Origin of the sequence: Falsiroseomonas sp. HW251, assembly GCF_050563545.1 — a bacterium.
GTDB lineage: Bacteria > Pseudomonadota > Alphaproteobacteria > Acetobacterales > Acetobacteraceae > Falsiroseomonas.
Genome location: NZ_JBNXUM010000033.1, coordinates 1 through 17,386, shown reverse-complemented (window position 1 = coordinate 17,386; position 17,386 = coordinate 1). Strand labels below are relative to the sequence as shown.

At 71.2% G+C, this 17,386-nt stretch carries 11 protein-coding genes; 3 read left to right on the top strand and 8 right to left on the bottom strand.

The window, feature by feature from the left end; all coding sequences use genetic code 11:
• The 7 genes from glgC to ACLF3M_RS28720 form a co-directional block, all read right to left on the bottom strand.
• On the bottom strand, positions 1-1,266 hold the full coding sequence (gene glgC / locus ACLF3M_RS28750; RefSeq protein WP_430660446.1) for a glucose-1-phosphate adenylyltransferase: 1,266 nt from the start codon (positions 1,264-1,266) through the stop codon (positions 1-3).
• Complete coding sequence (gene glgB / locus ACLF3M_RS28745) at positions 1,256-3,517, bottom strand: 1,4-alpha-glucan branching protein GlgB (RefSeq protein ID WP_430660445.1); 2,262 nt, start codon at positions 3,515-3,517, stop codon at positions 1,256-1,258. Before glgB ends, glgC begins: the two co-directional genes overlap by 11 nt.
• Entirely contained in the window at positions 3,514-5,970 is a 2,457-nt protein-coding gene (locus ACLF3M_RS28740) for a glycogen/starch/alpha-glucan phosphorylase (RefSeq protein ID WP_430660444.1), read from the bottom strand. Before ACLF3M_RS28740 ends, glgB begins: the two co-directional genes overlap by 4 nt.
• Positions 5,971-6,081: 111 nt before the next feature.
• Entirely contained in the window at positions 6,082-6,993 is a 912-nt protein-coding gene (locus ACLF3M_RS28735; RefSeq protein WP_430660443.1) for a glucokinase, read from the bottom strand.
• Between the two features lie 171 nt (positions 6,994-7,164).
• Positions 7,165-7,467, bottom strand: coding sequence for a c-type cytochrome (locus tag ACLF3M_RS28730; RefSeq protein ID WP_430660442.1), 303 nt, complete (start codon positions 7,465-7,467; stop codon positions 7,165-7,167).
• Between the two features lie 11 nt (positions 7,468-7,478).
• Positions 7,479-8,231: an SDR family NAD(P)-dependent oxidoreductase gene (locus tag ACLF3M_RS28725; protein WP_430660441.1), complete on the bottom strand. Its 753-nt coding sequence runs from the start codon at positions 8,229-8,231 to the stop codon at positions 7,479-7,481.
• A gap of 154 nt (positions 8,232-8,385) precedes the next feature.
• A complete protein-coding gene (locus ACLF3M_RS28720; protein ID WP_430660440.1) occupies positions 8,386-9,132 on the bottom strand; it encodes an SDR family oxidoreductase in 747 nt (248 codons plus the stop codon).
• A 203-nt stretch (positions 9,133-9,335) separates the two neighbouring features.
• Between ACLF3M_RS28720 and ACLF3M_RS28715 the strand changes: the two genes are divergently transcribed.
• The 3 genes from ACLF3M_RS28715 to ACLF3M_RS28705 all read left to right on the top strand — a co-directional run bounded on the left by ACLF3M_RS28715 (position 9,336) and on the right by ACLF3M_RS28705 (position 16,156).
• Positions 9,336-12,617, top strand: coding sequence for a DUF2126 domain-containing protein (locus ACLF3M_RS28715; RefSeq protein WP_430660439.1), 3,282 nt, complete (start codon positions 9,336-9,338; stop codon positions 12,615-12,617).
• A 115-nt stretch (positions 12,618-12,732) separates the two neighbouring features.
• A complete protein-coding gene (locus ACLF3M_RS28710; protein ID WP_430660438.1) occupies positions 12,733-15,168 on the top strand; it encodes a circularly permuted type 2 ATP-grasp protein in 2,436 nt (811 codons plus the stop codon).
• Between the two features lie 118 nt (positions 15,169-15,286).
• A complete protein-coding gene (locus ACLF3M_RS28705) occupies positions 15,287-16,156 on the top strand; it encodes a transglutaminase family protein (RefSeq protein ID WP_430660437.1) in 870 nt (289 codons plus the stop codon).
• A 212-nt stretch (positions 16,157-16,368) separates the two neighbouring features.
• Here ACLF3M_RS28705 and ACLF3M_RS28700 read toward each other — a convergent pair whose 3' ends face one another.
• Positions 16,369-17,067, bottom strand: coding sequence for a Bax inhibitor-1/YccA family protein (locus ACLF3M_RS28700; RefSeq protein WP_430660436.1), 699 nt, complete (start codon positions 17,065-17,067; stop codon positions 16,369-16,371).
• Positions 17,068-17,386 lie beyond the last annotated feature (319 nt).

Genomic DNA, 17,386 nt, shown 5'->3' with positions numbered 1-17,386 from the left:
TCATCCGAGGCGGTCGAGCATGGCCTGGGTGATCAGGCAGATGCCCTTCTCCGTGCGGCGGAAGCGCTGCGCGTCGAGCACGGGATCCTCGCCCACCACCAGCCCTTCCGGAATGCGCACGCCGCGGTCCACCACGACATTGGTGAGCCGCGCGCCGCGTGCGACGTCGACATAGGGCAGTAGCACCGCGCCTTCGACCTTCGCATAGGAATGCATGTGCACGCCCGTGAAGAGCAGGCTGCGCTTCGCTGCGGCGCCAGACAGGATGCAGCCGCCGGAGACGAGGGAGGAGACGGCCTCGCCGCGGCGGCCGTCCATGTCGTGCACGAACTTCGCGGGCGGGGTGATCTCGGCATAGGTCCAGATCGGCCAGTCGCGGTCGAAGAGATCGAGCTCTGGCACAATGTCCGTGAGGTCGATGTTGGCTTCCCAGTATGCGTCCACCGTGCCGACGTCGCGCCAATAGGGCCGCGCCTCCGCGCTCGACCGCACGCAGGAATCCTCGAAGCGGTGCGCGACCGCCTTCCCGTTCCTCACGAGGTACGGGATGATGTCGCGCCCGAAGTCGCGCTGGCTGCTCGGCGTCGCGACGTCGCGCCTGAGCTGGTCGAAGAGCAGCTTCGTCTCGAAGACATAGATGCCCATCGAGGCCAGCGCCACGTCCGGCCGGCCGGGGATGGACGGGGGATCCGCGGGCTTCTCCACGAACTCCACGATGCGGTCCTGCTCGTCCACATGCATCACGCCGAAGCCGCGGGCCTCCATGCGGGGGACGACGATGCAGCCGACCGTCACGTCGGCGCCGGAGGCGACGTGCTGCGCCAGCATCACCTCGTAGTCCATCTTGTAGATGTGGTCGCCCGCCAGGATGACCATGTGCTTCGGCGCGTGGTCGGCGATGATGTCGATGTTCTGGTAGACCGCATCCGCAGTGCCTTCGTACCAGGCGGTCTCGCTGGTGCGCTGGCTCGCGGGCAGGATGTCGAAGCTCTCGTTGCGCTCGTGCCTCAGGAAGTTCCAGCCGCGCTGCAGGTGTCGGATCAGGCTGTGCGCCTTGTACTGCGTCGCGACCGCGATGCGGCGGATGCCGGAATTGGACGCGTTCGACAGCGCGAAGTCGATGATGCGCGACTTGCCGCCGAAGAACACCGCGGGCTTGGCGCGGCGGTCCGTCAGCTCCATCAGCCGCGACCCGCGGCCGCCCGCGAGCACGAAGGCCATGGCGCCGCGGGCGAGCGGCGCGGCGGTCTCGGTACTACGTGGCATCCTCCGCCTCCCCAGGCTTTTCGTCATTCTCCGCCACGAGCCACAGGGTTGCCAATGGCGGCAGCAGCACCTCGGCCGAGGCGGGGAAGCCGCCTTCCGGCACGGCCTCTGCGACGATCCGCCCGAGATTGCCCATCCCCGACCCTCCATAGGCGGCGGCGTCGGTGTTCAGCACCTCCCGCCAGACGCCCGCGCGCGGCAGGCCGATGCGGCGCGTGCGCGGGATCGGCGTGAAGTTCGACAGCACCGCCACGGGCGGATCCTCCGCGGCGCCGAAGCGGAGCCAGGCGAAGGTCGAGTTTTCGGCATCGTCCGCGTCGATCCAGCGGAAGCCGTCCCAGGACGCGTCGAGCCGGTGCAGCGCGGGTTGGCCGCGATACAGCGCGTTGAGGTCGCGCACCAGCCCTTGCACGCCCTGGTGCGGCCCGAACGCCAGCAGCCACCAGTCGAGCTCGCGTTCCTCCGACCATTCGCGCCATTGCGCGATCTCGTCGCCCATGAAGATCAGCTTCTTCCCGGGATGGCCCCACATGAAGCCGTAATAGGCGCGCAGCGTCGCGAAGCGTTCCCAGTCATCGACGCTGCGCCCCTTCGGCAGGCGGCCCAGCAGCGATCCCTTGCCATGCACGACCTCGTCGTGGCTGAGCGGCAGCACGAAATTCTCGCTGAAGGCATAGGTGATGCCGAAGGTGATGAGGTTGTGGTGGAAGCGCCGATGGATGGGATCGAGCGCGACATAGCGCAGCGTGTCGTTCATCCAGCCCATGTTCCACTTGAAGCGGAAGCCGAGGCCGTCGTCCCTGGTGGCGCGCGTCACGCCAGGCCACGACGTCGCTTCCTCCGCGATCATCGCGGCACCCGGATGCTCCTCCGCGACCAGGTCGTTGACGCCGCGGAGGAACGCGATCGCCTCGTTGTTCGTGGTTGTGCCGTCGGGGTTCGGCGCCCAGTCCCCGGGCTGGCGGCCATGGTCGAGCCAGACCATGGAGCTCACCGCATCCACGCGAAGCCCGTCCACATGGAATCGCTCGATCCAGTGCAGCGCGGAGGCGTTCAGGAAGGCCGCGACCTCCCGCCGGCCGTAGTCGAAGACCGCCGTTCCCCATTCCCGATGGCTGCCGCGGCGGGGGTCCGCGTGCTCATAGAGCGGCTGGCCGTCGAAGCGGATCAGCCCATGCGCGTCGCGGGGGAAATGCGCGGGGACCCAGTCCAGCAGCACGCCGATCCCCGCGCGATGAGCGGCATCCACGAAGCGCATCAGCCCCCGCGCATCGCCGAGCCGCGCGGTCGGCGCGAACATGCCGATGGGCTGGTAGCCCCAGCTCGCATCCAGCGGGTGCTCCATGACCGGCATCAGCTCGAGATGCGTGAAGCCGAGATCGGCGGCGTAGGGGATCAGGCTGTCCGCCAGCTCGTCCCAATCGTACATCCGCCCGTCCGGGTGGCGGCGCCAGGACATGGCGTGGACTTCGTAGATCGAGACCGGCGCATCGGGCGCCTGGCGCGACTGGCGCTGGGACAGCCAGCGCGCATCGGCCCAGGGCTGCGCGGCCTCCTGCACGACGACGGACGCGGTGGAAGGCCGGAGTTCCGCCGCCAGGCCATAGGGGTCGGCCTTGAGCGGCTGTTCCTCGCCGTCGCGCGACAGGATTGCGAATTTGTAGGGCTGGCCGGCGCCGATGCCGGGGATGAAGATCTCCCACAGGCCGGAATCCAGCCGCTTGCGCATGGGGTGGCGGCGGACGTCCCAGTCGTTGAAGCCCGCGACGAGCGAGACGCGCGCCGCGTTCGGCGCCCAGACCGCGAAGCGCACGCCGTCGGTGCCTTCATGCGTGACGGCATGCGCGCCGAGGCGCTCATGCAGGCGGCGATGCGTGCCCTCGACCAGCAGGTGGTCGTCCAGCGGACCGAGGGAAGGGCCGAAGCGGTAGGGATCGTCGAGGATCCATGCGCCGCCGGCGTTGCGCGGGGCAAGGCGGTAGGAGAGGGGCAGGGCGCCCGGGATCAGGCCTTCGAAGAAGCCGGCATCGTGGCGGCGCTGCAGCGGATGGCGCGTGCCGTCGTCGGTCAGGACGTCGAGATGCTCGGCGTGGGGAATGAAGGCGCGGACGACGAGGGTTGCGCCGCCCCCACCCCGACCCTCCCCCGCACGGCGGGGGAGGGAGTGGGGCCCCATCAGCGCGAACGGATCCCCGCAGCGCGCCGCCAGGAACGCGTCGATCTCGCCCTGGGCAGCGCGCCAGTCGCTCATCCCCGGCTCACCGGCACGTTCCAGATCTCCTCGGCATATTCGCTGATCGTCCGGTCCGATGAGAACCAGCCGACACCCGCCGTGTTCAGCACCGCCGAGCGCCACCACCGCGCGGGATCGCGCCAGCGCGTCGCGACCTGGCGCTGCGCCTCATAGTAGCTGTCGAAATCGGCGGCGACCATGAACCAGTCGCTGCCGCGCAGGTCGGCCACCAGCTCGCGATACCGCCCGGGATCGTCGGGCGAGAAGACGCCGGCGCCGACCTGGTCGAGCGCTTCCTCGAGCCGCCGGGACTGCTCGACCGCGATCTCGCCACGCCAGCCCTCGCGCCGGCGCTTCTCCACCTGCTCGGTCGTCAGGCCGAAGATGAAGATGTTCTCGTCGCCGACATGCTCCTTGATCTCGACATTGGCGCCGTCGAGCGTGCCGATGGTCAGCGCGCCGTTCAGCGCGAACTTCATGTTGCCGGTGCCGGACGCCTCCATCCCCGCGGTGCTGATCTGCTCCGACAGGTCGGCCGCCGGCACGATCACCTCGGCCAGCGACACGTTGTAGTTCGGCAGGAAGACCAGCTTCAGCAGGTTTCGCGCCGTGGGATCGCTGTTGACCACGCGCGCGACGTCGTGCGCGAGCTTGATGATGAGCTTCGCGCGGTGATAGCTCGCCGCCGCCTTGCCCGCGAGGATCTTGACGCGCGGCACCCAGTCCCGCGTCGGCTGGCTGCGGATCTCGTCATACAGCGCGACGGCTTCCAGGATGTTCAGGAGCTGGCGCTTGTATTCGTGGATGCGCTTGATCTGCACGTCGAAGATGGCGTTGGGGTCGAGGCGGAGCTGGAGGCGGTCCTTCACCAGCTCCGCCAGCGCCAGCTTGTTCTGCCGCTTCACCGCCGCGAATTTCTCGCGGAAGGCGGCGTCCTGCGCGAAGGGGCGCAGCCTCTCCAGCGCGCGCTCGTCGTCCAGCACCGCCGGCCCGACGGCCTCGACCAGCAGGCTCGTCAGCCCCGGATTCGCCTGCTGCAGCCAGCGGCGGAAGGTGATGCCGTTGGTCTTGTTGACGATGCGCGTGGGATCGAGCCGGTGGAAATCCGCGAAGACCGTCTTCGTCAGCAGGTCCGAATGCAGGGCCGAGACGCCGTTGACCTTGTGCGATCCCACGAAGGCCAGATGCCCCATGCGCACGCGCCGGCCATGCCCTTCCTCGATCAGCGACACCGAGGACAGCAGCCCGCTGTCGTTCGGAAAGCGCGTGCGCACCTCGTCCAGGTGGAAGGCGTTGATGAGGTAGATCAGCTGCATGTGCCGCGGCAGCATCCGTTCCAGCAGCGGCACCGGCCAGCTCTCCAGCGCCTCCGGCAGCAGGGTGTGGTTGGTGTAGCTGATCGTGGCCCGCGTGATCGCCCAGGCATCCTCCCAGGGGATGTCATGGAGATCTAGGAGAATGCGCATCAGCTCCGCCACCGCGATGGCGGGATGCGTGTCGTTCAGCTGCACCGCGGCGCGGTCGGGCAGCGACCGCAGGTCGCCGAAGACCCGGAGGTGCCGCCTCACCAGGTCCTGCAGCGCGGCGGAGGTGAAGAAGTATTCCTGCCGCAGCCGCAGCTCCTGCCCCGCCGGCGTCTCGTCCGAGGGGTAGAGCAGCTTGGAGATGCTCTCGGCCTTCACGCTGTCGGCCATCGCGCCCATGAAGTCGCCGCGGTTGAAGGCGTCGAGCCGCAGCGGATCGGATGCCCGCGCCGACCACAGCCGCAGCGTGTTCACGTGCCGGCCGCGCCAGCCCACGATCGGCGTGTCGTAGGCGACCGCCTGGATCGTCTCCGCGGGCTTCCAGACATGGCGCACGCGGGCCTCGCTGACCGTCACGGCCTCCACCGTGCCGCCGAAGCCGATGTCATGCGCGATCTCGGGCCTGGCGAATTCCCAGGGGTTGCCGTTGGCCAGCCAATCCTCGGGGTACTCGCGCTGCCAGCCGTCGCGCACGATCTGGCGGAACAGCCCGTTCTCGTAGCGGATGCCGTAGCCGAAGGCGGGGATCGCGAGCGTCGCCATGCTTTCCATGAAACAGGCGGCGAGCCGCCCGAGCCCGCCATTGCCGAGCGCGGCGTCGGGCTCGCTCTCGCGCAGCTTCTCGAATTCGACGCCGAGCCCCTCCAGCGCCTCCTTCAGCGGCGCCAGCAGCCCGAGGTTGGAGATGTTGTCGCGGAACAGGCGCCCGATCAGGAATTCGAGGCTGAGGTAGTAGACCTGCTTCTGCCCGACGCCGTAGCTCGCGCGCGACAGGTCGATCCAGCGTTCGACGATGTGGTCGCGCACCGCCAGCGCGGCGGCCATGAACCAGTCGCGGTCGCGCGCGCCGAGGCGGCTCTTGCCGAGGTCGTAGGTCAGCTTCTGGACGATGGCGTCGCGCAGCGAGGCCGCATCAATGGGCAGGGCCTTGGCAGGCGTGGTGTCCATCAGGCGCTCGTTCCTTATGCGGAGGTGTCCGGGCGTCTTCTCCCCGCCGGCGTCAACGCGCCGTGAAGGTCCTTTGTGCCCGAGGGCGGCGCGGAAATGAAGCGCGGCGCCTCACGCCAGGGCGGCCAGGCCGAGGAAAGCGGGTGACGGATGCGTGACGATGGAAAGCGGGATGCCGCGCATCCAGTCCTGCATCGGCGCCTTGTCGTCGAAGCGTGTTCGGAACGAAAGGGGTTCGAGCCGGTCCATCAGCCGCGGCAGGACGCCGCCCGACAGGAACACGCCGCCCCGCGCGCCCCAGGCCAGGGCCATGTCGCCGGCAAAGCTGGCGAGGAGGCCGAGGAACAGGTCCACGGCCTCTACCGCGACAGGGCAGTCGCGTGCGGCGACGATGGAAGCGGCGTCGCGCGGCGGGACGGCGATGCCGCGCAATCCCGCCAGCACGGTGTGCAGGTTGACGAGGCCGCGTCCGGACAGCGCTTCCTCCACGCCCGCGCGGCCGCAAAGCCTGCGCAGGCCGGCGACCACCGCGTCCTCGCGCTCGTCGGTCGGCGCGAGGGAGGCATGGCCGCCTTCCGCCGGGATCGCGATTCCCGCGCCTGGGATGAAGCCCGCGACGCCGAGGCCGGTGCCGGCGCCGAGCACGATCATCGGCGCGTCCGGGTCCGGGATGCCGCCCCCGATGGGAAACAGGTCGGCGGGCCGGAGATGGGGCAGGGCATGCGCCTGCACCAGGAAGTCGTTGACCAGGCGCACGCGCCCGAAGCCGAAGCGCGCGGCGAGCGCGGCGGAGGAGACGGACCACGGCGCGTTGGTCAGCTGGACCGGTTCCTTGGTGACCGGCCCCGCCAGTGCCAGCACCGCGCTGTCGCAGGGGCCGAGGGCGGCGAGCGCCGCCTCAATCGCGTGCTCGACCGTGGCGTGGTTCGCGACGGGCAAGGTCACCGGCGCGCAGGTCGCGCCGGCGTCGTGCCGCGCGAAGCGGGCGTTGGTGCCGCCGATGTCGGCGAGCAGCGCGGGCACGGGGCCTACCGGGCAGCGCTGAAAAGCCCTCTCCACCCGCAGGGGGGAGAGGGTTGGGTGAGGGGGGCAGGAAGGACGGTGAAGGCGTTCGGCATCGTGCGTGTCCCCCTCACCCAACCCTCTCCCCCATAAGCGGGGGAGAGGGCCATGGAGCGCGCTGTCCGCAACCCGCTACCGCGTGCCCTGTGTCAGGATATACGCCGCCAGGTCCTGCGACTGCCGCAGCGTGATCCCGAAATCCGGCATGCCATTGTGCGGGTTGCGGATGAAGGTGGAGATCGCATCCGCGTTCCGCCCCGGTCGCGCCGCGATCGCGGCGAAGCTCGGCACCGCATCGCCCGCGGGGCCGGGCCCGTCCGGCGCGATGCGGTGGCAATTGGCGCACCATTGCTCCGCGAGCCGACGTCCATCCGCCGCATCCTGGGCGAGCGCGACCGAAGGCAGCAGCAGCATCGCGGCGAGCAGCCGGGGCATGGCGTGGCTCCTCAGTAGGTCGCGCGGCCGCCCGAGACGTCGAACACCGCGCCGGTGGAGAAACTGCAATCCGGGCTGGCCAGCCAGCAAATCAGGGCGGCGATCTCCTCGACCTCGACGAAGCGGCCCATCGGGATCTTCGACAGCATGAAGGCGATGTGCGCTTCCGTCATCTGGTCGAAGATGTCGGTCTTGGCCGCGGCCGGCGTCACGCAGTTCACGAGCACGTTCCTCTGCGCGAGCTCCTTTGCGAGCGACTTGGTGTAGCCGATCAGCCCTGCCTTGGACGCGCTGTAATGCGCGGCGTTCGGGTTGCCTTCCTTGCCCGCGACGGAGGCCACGTTCACCACGCGCCCCCAGCCGTTGGAGATGAGGTGCGGCACCACCGCCGAGGCCACGATGAAGGGCGCGTTGAGGTTCACGTCCACCACGCGGCGCCATTGCGCGACCGGGATCTCCCAGCTCGGCATGTTGCCGCCGGTGATGCCGGCGTTGTTGACCAGGATGTCGATCTTGCCATGGGCGGCCAGCGTCTTCGTCGCGGCCTCGGCGACCGAGGTCTCGTCCGTCAGGTCCAGCACCTGGGCCGTGACCGTGCCGTCGGCGGCGAGTGCGGCGCGGGATTCCTCCGATTTGGCGGGATCGGCGTCCCAGATCGAGACGGAGGCGCCGGAGGCCACCATCCGCCGCGCCACCGCGAGCCCGATGCCGCGCGCGCCGCCCGTCACGATCGCGACGCGGCCTGCCAGGTCCAGCTTGTTCATGGGTGTGTCCTCATCGCGTCACGCCGCGGCCCCCTCCCGGCCTCCCCCGCAACAGCGGGGGAGGAGAAAGCGGGGGAGGCATGGGGGCTCTCCCTCCCCCGCTGTTGCGGGGGAGGGATAGCGAGGGGGCCGCTATTGCCCGCCCCCGCCACCCTCACCCCCGCCCCGTGAACGGCATCTTCGTCGCCATGATCGTCATGGTCAGCACATTGGTTTCCAGCGGCCAGTCCGCCATCTGCGCCACCGCCTTGCCGACGTGCGCGACATCCATCAGAGGCTCGGGCTTGATGGACCAGTCGGCCTGCGGCACGCCGCGGGCCATGCGCTCGGCCATCGCGGTCATCGCGTTGCCGATGTCGATCTGCCCGACCGCGATGTCGAAGCGCCGCCCGTCGAGGTTCATGGACTTGGTCAGCCCCGTCACCGCGTGCTTCGTCGCGGTATAGGGCGCGCTGCCAGGCCGCGGCGTGTGGGCCGAGATCGAGCCGTTGTTGATGATCCGCCCGCCCTGCGGCGACTGATCCTTCATCATCCGGAAGGCCGCGTTCCCGCAGAGGAACATCCCGTCCAGGTTCACCGCGACAACGGTCCGCCACTGCTGCCACGTCAGCTCCTCGAAGGGCGTGCCGGGGACGTTGGTGCCGGCATTGTTGAACAGCAGGTCGAGCCGGCCGAATTCGGCCTTGAGCGTCCCAAAGGCCGCGTCCACGCTCGCGGGGTCGGCGACATCGGCCGGCAGCACCAGCGTACGCGCGCCGCCACACATCCCCGCGGTCTTCTCCAGCTCCTCCTTGCGGCGGCCGAGCAGCCCGACCGCCCAGCCGGCCTCGGCCAGCGCCACCGCCGCGGCGCGCCCGACGCCCGAGCTCGCCCCCGTCACCAATGCAAAGCGCTGCGCCATGGACCGCTCCCCGGATTGCCTTGTTCGCGGGCAGGAAGGTGCCCGGCGAAGCATCCGCTGTCCAGGCGAGGGCGGTTCCGGGGCGTGCGCAATCCAGTCATGCCCTCGCGCGCCGCTAATCCGGCCTTGCGGCGTGCGGCTTGCTGGTGTGGAAGCAGACCAAGTGCCATAGCGAACCGAACCCCACGGACCCCCTGACCTCGATGAGTATCCACGCCGCCCTGACCCATCGCACGCGCTACAGCTATGACCGCCTGGTCGGGCTGTCGCCGCAGCTGATCCGACTGCGCCCGGCGCCGCACAGCCGCACGCCGATCCTGTCCTACTCGCTGAACATCTCGCCGAAGCCCCACTTCCTGAACTGGGTGCAGGACCCCCAGGGCAATTTCTGCGCCCGCGTCGTCTTCCCCGAGCGCGTGCGCCATTTCGAGGTGACCGTGGACCTCGTCGCCGACATGGCGACGATCAATCCCTTCGACTTCTTCGTCGAACCCCAGGCCGAGACATTTCCCTTCGACTACGACCCCGTCCTGGCGGAGGAACTCGCCCCCTTCCGCCGCCTGCGCGCGCCGGGTCCCCTGCTGGCCGCCTACCTCAAGGACATCCCCGCCAAGGCGCCCAAGACCGTCGATTTCCTCGTCGAGCTCAACCAGCGCCTGGCTGCCGAGATCGGCTACATCGTCCGCCTCGAGCCCGGCGTCTGGACGCCGGAGGAAGTGCTCACCAACCGCAAGGGCTCCTGCCGCGACAGCGGCTGGCTGCTGGTGAACATCCTGCGCCATCTCGGCTTCGCCGCGCGCTTCGTGTCGGGCTACCTGATCCAGCTCGTCCCCGACGTGAAGCCCGTGACCGGCCCCGCCGGCCCGCCCGCCGACTTCACCGACCTGCACGCCTGGTGCGAGGTCTATGTGCCCGGCGCCGGCTGGATCGGCCTCGACCCCACTTCCGGCCTGCTGGCGGGCGAGGGGCATATCCCACTCGCGGCGACGCCCGAGCCCGCCTCGGCCGCGCCGATCACCGGCGCCTCCGACAAGGCCGAGGTCGAGTTCGAGTTCGAGATGCATGTCCGCCGCATCGCCGAGACGCCGCGGGTGACGAAGCCCTACGGCGACGAGCAATGGCAGGCGGTGGATGCGATGGGGCGCGCGGTGGACGCCGCACTTTCCGCCGGCAACATCCGCATGACGATCGGCGGCGAGCCCACCTTCGTCGCCGAGACCGACCGCGACGCGCCGGAGTGGAACACGGATGCGCTCGGCCCCACCAAGCGCGCCTATGCCGGCCGCCTCCTGCGGCGCCTGCAGCCGCTCTGGGCGCCCGGCGCCGCGCTGACCTATGCCCAGGGCAAGTGGTATCCCGGCGAGCAGCTGCCGCGCTGGGCGCTGCATTGCCACTGGCGCGCCGATGGCGAGCCCGTCTGGACCGACCCCGCGCTGCTGGCGTCGGACGACGACCGCGACAGCGCGACGCCGCGCGACGCCGCGGAATTCGCGACGCTGCTCGCGGGCAAGCTCGGCGTGGACCCGCGGCTGCGCATCCCGGGCTTCGAGGACATCCACCACTACCTCTGGCGGGAGGGCCGCCTGCCCGCGAACGTGCTGTCGGAAGGCTCGAAGCTGAAGGACGCGATGGAGCGCGAGCGCCTGCGCCGCGTCTTCGGCCAGGGCCTGGCGTCCGAGGTCGGCTCCGTCATCCCGCTGCGCCGCTTCGGCCTCGGCGCCGAGCGCGTCTGGGAAAGCGGGAAATGGGCCTTCCGCGACGGCGAGCTCTTCCTCATCCCCGGCGACAGCCCGATGGGCTACCGCCTGCCGCTCGACAGCCTGCCCTGGGCCAGCGACAGGGCCAACGACGCCGAGCCCGAGCGCGATCCCTTCGCCCGGCGCGAGCCGTTCCGCCCCCGCCGCGACTACCCCGAGGGCCGTGCGCGGATCGTGGAAATGCCGGTGCCCGAGCCCGGCCGCGAGGAACCCGGCGTCGTTCGCACAGCGCTCTGCGTCGAGCCGCGCGACGGCATGCTCCATGTCTTCCTCCCGCCGCTCGCCGTCGCGCAGGACTGGCTGGATCTCGTCGCCGCGATCGAGGCGACGGCGAAGGAGACCGGCCGCAAGGTCTTCCTGGAAGGCTACCTCGCGCCGTCGGATCCGCGCCTGCTGCACTTCTCCGTCACCCCTGACCCCGGCGTGATCGAGGTGAACGTCCACCCCGCCACGACGTGGGAGGAGGTCCGCGACCGCACCACCACGCTCTACGAGGAAGCCCGCCAGGTCGGCCTCGACGCCCAGAAATTCGCGCTCGACGGCAAGCATGTCGGCACCGGCGGCGGCAACCACATGGTCATGGGCGCCGCCGAGCCCGCCGACAGCCCCTTCCTCCGCCGCCCCGACCTGCTGAAGTCGCTGGTCGCCTTCTGGCACAACCACCCCAGCCTCTCGTATCTCTTCAGCGGCCAGTTCATCGGCCCGACCAGCCAGCACCCGCGTGTGGACGAGGCGCGGACCGACGCGGTCTACGAGCTCGAGACTGCGCTCGCCCAGGTGCCGCCGAAGGGCACCTGGTCTCCGCCCTGGCTGGTGGACCGCGTCTTCCGCAACGTGCTCGTCGACATGACGGGCAACACCCACCGCACGGAATTCTGCATCGACAAGCTCTATGACCCCGCCGGCCCCGGCGGACGCCGCGGCCTGGTGGAGGTCCGCGGCTTCGAGATGCCGCCCCATGCCCGCATGTCGCTGGTCCAGCAGCTCCTGCTGCGCGCGCTCGTCGCCGGCTTCTGGGACCGTCCCTATGACCGGAAGCTGATCCACTGGGGCACGCGGCTCGCCGACGACTTCATGCTGCCGCACTACGTCGAGCGCGACTTCGGCGACGTGCTGGACGAGCTGCGCGGGCTCGGCTTCGGCTTCGATCCCGCCTGGTTCGCGCCCCATGTCGAGTTCCGCTTCCCGCGCATCGGCGAGATCACGGTCCGCGACACCAACCTCGAGCTCCGCACCGCGCTCGAGCCCTGGCACGTGCTGGGCGAGGAAGCGACCGCCGGCGGCACCGCGCGCTACGTCGACAGCAGCGTCGAGCGCATCCAGGCCAAGGTCACGGGCTGGACGCCGGAGCGCTTCATCCTCGCCTGCAACGGCGCGGTCGTCCCGCTGCAGCCGACCGACGTCGCGGGCGAATACGTGGCCGGCGTGCGCTTCAAGGCCTGGGACCCGACCTCAGCGCTGCATCCCACGATCAGGTCGCAGTCGCCGCTGGTCTTCGACGTCTACGACAGCTGGTCCGGCCGCAGCCTGGGCGGCGCCACGCATCACGTCGCGCATCCCGGCGGGCGCAACTACCAGACCTTCCCGGTCAACGCGAACGAGGCCGAGGCGCGCCGCATGGCCCGCTTCTTCCCCTTCGGCCACACCCCGGGCGCGATGCCGGAGCCCCGCGCCGTCCCCTCCCGCCAGCACCCTAGGACGCTTGACCTGAGGCGTGCCGCCGGGTGACGTGCACGCGCCCTCCCCGGCAGGGAGGGCGTGCGCCGGCGAGTCCCGGCGCGGGAAGGAAAGGCCTGGGCTGAACGACCATCCGGCGCAAGGCGGCGCCTCCCAGCTCGACGAGATGGTGGATGGCCAGGGCCGCATCCGGGCCTGCTGGCGGCCGTTGCTCGGCGCCTTCTCCGCGCTGGGCTACTCGCAGCTCGCGGAGCGCGCGAAGCGTCTCGACCGCGCCTTCGAGGAGGAATCGGTCGCCACGGTGCTGGAGCCCTCCGCCGGCGGGGAGCGCGGCAAGGCCCGCCGCCCATGGCGCTGCGACCCGGTCCCGCTGGTCCTGCCGGCCGAGGAATTCGCCGCCATCGAAGCGGGCCTGGTGCAGCGCGCGCGGCTCTTCGCCGCCATCCTCGACGACATCTACGGCCCGCAGGAACTGCTGAAGCGCGGCACCGTCCCGGCGAAGCTCGTCTTCGCCAACCCGCACTTCCTCCGGCCCTGCAGCGCGCCGGTGCCGGCCGCCTTCCCGCGCTTGGCCTTCTACGGCGCCGACCTGCTGCGCGGGCCGGACGGCGCCTGGCGCGTGCTCGCGGACCGCTGCGGCGGCGCCAACGGCATCGGCTTCGCCGCCGAGAACCGCGCGCTGCTCGGCCGCATCCTGCCCGAGGCCTTCCGCTCGATGCAGGTGCGCGCGCTCAGGCCCTTCTTCGACGCCTGGCTCGGCGCGCTGCACGCCATCGCGCGGGAGGGCGTGGACAACCCCCGCATCGCGCTGCTGAGCCCCGGCGCGCGGCACGAGACCTGGCTCGAGCATCTCTTCCTCTCGCGGGAGCTCGGCCTGGAGCTGGTCGAGCCCGGCGACCTCACGGTGCGCGGCGGCGAGGTCTTCCTGAAGACCTTGCGCGGCCTGCGGCGGGTGGACGTGATCCTCCGCCGCACCAAGGGCGAGGCCTGTGATCCACTGGAGTTCCAGCACGGCACCGGCGTGGCGGGCCTGATGGGCGCGCTGCGCACCGGCGCCGTGCGCCTGGTGAACTCGCCGGGCTCCATGGCCGCCGAGGCGCCGGGCCTCGCACCCTTCCTCCCCGCCGCCGCGGCGCAGCTGCTGCACGAGACGCTGGCGATGCCGCAGGTCGAGACGCTCTGGCTCGGCGACGCCGCGTCCCGCCAGCGCGTCGCCGCCGCACCCGAGGCCTGGCGCATCCGCTCCGCCTTCGACCCCGGCGAGGCGCCGCTGTCCGTGCCGCCGGACCGGCTGGCCGCGCGGCTGGCCGCCGAGCCCTGGCGCTGCGCCGCCACCGCGCCCGTCCCGCCCTCCGCCGCGCCCTGCCTGGTCGGCGAGCGCCTGGCCCCCGCGCCCGTGGTGCTGCGCGTCTTCCTCGTCCGCGACGCCGCGGGCTCCTGGCGTGCCATGCCCGGCGGCCTTGCTCATGTGCTGGCCGAGAGCGACGGCGCCATCGCCGGCCCCCCCGGCCAGCGCGGCGCGGCCAAGGATGTCTGGGTGCTGGCCGAGGACACCTCCGACATTGTCGGACCGCCGCCGCCGCGGGCCGCGAGCCTGGCCATCCGCCGCTCCTCCGGCGAGTTGCCGAGCCGCGTCGCCGACGAGCTCTACTGGCTCGGCCGCTATCTCGAGCGGCTGGAATCGTCGGCGCGCCTGATGCGCGCGCTGCTGATGCGCCTGCTGCGCGGCGCCGCGCTCCCGCGCGAGGTGGCGGAGATGCGGGCGCTCGCGCGCTGCCTGCAGGCCGCGGGGATCCTCGACGCGCAATCCGCGGCGAGCCCGCCCGATGGCGGGCTGCTGCCGCGCGCCATCGCCGCCGCCGCCGCGCCGGGCGGCGCGCTGCAGGCGCTGGTGGATGCGGTGGAACGCCCGCAGGCCGCGGTGCGCGACCGGCTGACGCACGACATGTGGGCCGCGCTCGCGCAGCTCAGCCAGGAGGGCAGGGGGAAGCTCGCGGCCTCCGTCGGGCTGGATGGGCTGGCCGAGGCCGCGACCTCCATGATCCGGGCCTGCACCAATCTGTCGGGCCTGGCGGCCGAGAACATGGTGCGGGGCGGCGCCTGGATGTTCCTCGACCTCGGCCGCCGGATCGAGCGCGCGCAGGTCACCGCGCGCAATGTCGGCCAGGCGCTGCAGGAACCACCCTCGCGCATCGAGGCGGGGCTGCGCCTCGCGCTCGAGCTCTGCGATTCCGCGCTGACCTATCGCGCGCGCTACCTCGCCTCGGTCCAGCCGGCGCCGGTGCTGGACCTCGTTCTCGCCGATCCGTCCAACCCGCGCGCGCTGGGCTTCCAGCTGAACGCGGTCGCCGAGCGGCTGGCCGAGATCGGCGAGGTCGGCGACAGCCTGGCCGCGACGGCGGCGGTGCTGGCGGCGCGGCCGCAGGTGCTGGTGGACGAGGTGATGATGGCCCCCGACCGCGACGCCGCGGCGGCGGGCCTGCCCGATGCGCTCTTCGCGCTGGAGGACGAGATCGGCGCGCTGTCGAACGCGGTCGCGCGCCGCTACGTCAGCCACGTCCGCGCCCGCGTGCTGGGCGAGGACGAGGGGGAGGCGGCGTGACCACACGGCTCGGCCGGCCGCTTCTTCTTCCCTCTCCCCCTGGAGGGGGGAGAGGGCTGGGTGAGGGGGGCGCGCGCAGCGCTGGTCGGCGCCGTGCGTCTTCGGTCCGGTCAGGCCGATGACCCGGTACGCGCTGCGCCACGTCACGACCTACCGCTACGCCACGCCCGTGGATCTCGCGCAGCACATGCTGCACCTGAGCCCGCGCGCCGTGCCCGGCCAGGCGGTCGAGAGCTTCGCCCTGACCGTCTCCCCCGGCACCGCCCATCGCAGCGAGGGCGAGGACCACTTCGGCAACGGCGTGACCTGGCTTTCCGTCGAGACGCCGCACGTCGCGCTGGAGGTGGTGCTGGACGCCGTCGTGCGCGTCGGCTTTCCCGCCCCGCCCGCGGCCGGCGACACCCCGTCCTGGGAAGCCGTGCGCGACGCCGTGGACGGCATCGCCGGCGTCGAGGCCGCGGAATTCGCCCTGCCCAGCCCGCTCGCCCCCGCCGATCGCGGCGCCGGCGCCTATGCCGCGCAGAGCTTCGCGCGGGGTCGGCCGGTGCTGGCGGGGCTGCTGGAGCTGACCGCCCGCATGAAGCGCGACTTCGTCTTCAAGCCCGGCGTGACCACGATCTCGACGCCGGTGTCGCAGGTGCTGGCGACGCGCGCCGGCGTCTGCCAGGACTTCGCGCATGTCATGATCGCGGGGCTGCGCGCCATCGGCCTGCCCGCGCGCTACATGTCGGGCTACGTCCGCACGCGCCCCCCGCCCGGCCAGGCGCGCCGCCAGGGCGCGGACCAGAGCCATGCCTGGGTGGGCTGCTGGCTCGGGCCGGGCTTGGGCTGGGTGGACCTCGACCCCACCAACGACCTGGTGGTGCAGGACGAGCATGTCCTGCTGGGCTGGGGCAGGGACTACGCGGATATCAGCCCGGTGAAGGGGATCCTGCTCGGCGGGGGGAAGCAGACGCTCGGGGTGAGCGTGGACCTGGTGGAGGCGTAGGGCCGCCTTCGGGCGCCTCGGTGCGTACCTCCCCCGCTCAAGACGTTCCCTCCCCCGCAAGCGGGGGAGGGAGAGGGTGGGGGTGAGAGAATCAGGGCGCGCTGGACGAAGCACCCCCACCCTGACCCTCCCCCGTTTGCGGGGGAGGGAAGCTCTGGTGCGGGGAAGGGAAGCCGCGGGCAGCGCAGAAGTTTCCTGACCGCCCGCTCAGCCTACCGCCGCTGCCCCGTCAGCGAGATCAGCGCCACGAAGATGTTCACCACGTCCAGATACAGGCTCAGCGCGCCCATCGCCGCGACCTGCCCGGGCGCGCCGCCATTCTCGAGGTACATCACGCGCAGCCGCTGCGTGTCCCACGCCGCCAGGCCCGTGAAGACCACCACCGCGATCGCCGAGATCGCGAACTGCATCGCCGTGCTCTGCATGAAGATGTTCACGACGCCCGCGATCACCAGGCCGATCACCGCCATGAACAGGATCCCGCCGAGGCGGGACATGTCCGTGCCCGTGGTGTAGCCGAACAGCGACGCGCCCCCGAAGGTGCAGGCAGTGATCAGAAGCGCGCGCACCACGCTCTCGCCGGTGTAGGCGATCAGGATGGTGGACAGGCTGACGCCCATCACGGCGGCGAAGACGAGCAGCCAGCCCGTCGCCCCGGCCGGCGTCGAGTTCATCATCGCGCGCCCCATGAAGAGCGCCATGACGACGGGGGCGAAGATCACGACCCAGCGCAGCGGCGAGAGGAAGATCGCCTCCAGCATCGCCGGGGAGGACGCGATCACCAGCGCGGTCGCGGCGCTGACGGCCAGTGCCATGCCCATGCGTCCGTAGACGCCGATGAAGAAGGCGCGCAGCCCCTCGTCGCGCTGGGCGGCCAGGCTGCGCGAGGGATCGCGCATGGAATAGGACATCGGGGTTCCTCCTGCGGGCATCGGCGCGCGAGGCGCTGGACGGTCCGACAATGCGCCCGCCGGCATGGAAGGGAACCGCCGCCGGGGTGACAGTCTCGTAAGGATCGGGAAGCAGGTATCGCTGGACCCGGCGGGGCAGCCTGGTCTAGTCTAGGAAAATAAGCCCTTCCGCATGCCCGAGCTCTTTGAATCCGTCCATCAGTCCAGTCGGCAGCTCCCTTCCCGGTTTACGGGAGAGGGCTGGGGTGGGGAGGGCGGCACCCAACCAACCTCCGCCCTTTGTCCGAACGCCCCACCCGTTCTAAGGGCTAAAAGCTTA

What these genes read in the sequence shown, in the direction of transcription:
- ACLF3M_RS28715 (WP_430660439.1), top strand. Translation starts at nt 9,336, where the DNA reads ATGAGTATCCACGCCGCCCTGACCCATCGCACGCGCTACAGCTATGAC.
- ACLF3M_RS28725 (WP_430660441.1), bottom strand. Translation starts at nt 8,231, where the DNA reads ATGAACAAGCTGGACCTGGCAGGCCGCGTCGCGATCGTGACGGGCGGC.
- ACLF3M_RS28730 (WP_430660442.1), bottom strand. Translation starts at nt 7,467, where the DNA reads ATGCCCCGGCTGCTCGCCGCGATGCTGCTGCTGCCTTCGGTCGCGCTC.
- ACLF3M_RS28700 (WP_430660436.1), bottom strand. Translation starts at nt 17,067, where the DNA reads ATGTCCTATTCCATGCGCGATCCCTCGCGCAGCCTGGCCGCCCAGCGC.
- ACLF3M_RS28740 (WP_430660444.1), bottom strand. Translation starts at nt 5,970, where the DNA reads ATGGACACCACGCCTGCCAAGGCCCTGCCCATTGATGCGGCCTCGCTG.
- ACLF3M_RS28705 (WP_430660437.1), top strand. Translation starts at nt 15,287, where the DNA reads ATGACCCGGTACGCGCTGCGCCACGTCACGACCTACCGCTACGCCACG.
- glgB (WP_430660445.1), bottom strand. Translation starts at nt 3,517, where the DNA reads ATGAGCGACTGGCGCGCTGCCCAGGGCGAGATCGACGCGTTCCTGGCG.
- ACLF3M_RS28720 (WP_430660440.1), bottom strand. Translation starts at nt 9,132, where the DNA reads ATGGCGCAGCGCTTTGCATTGGTGACGGGGGCGAGCTCGGGCGTCGGG.
- glgC (WP_430660446.1), bottom strand. Translation starts at nt 1,266, where the DNA reads ATGCCACGTAGTACCGAGACCGCCGCGCCGCTCGCCCGCGGCGCCATG.
- ACLF3M_RS28710 (WP_430660438.1), top strand. Translation starts at nt 12,733, where the DNA reads ATGGTGGATGGCCAGGGCCGCATCCGGGCCTGCTGGCGGCCGTTGCTC.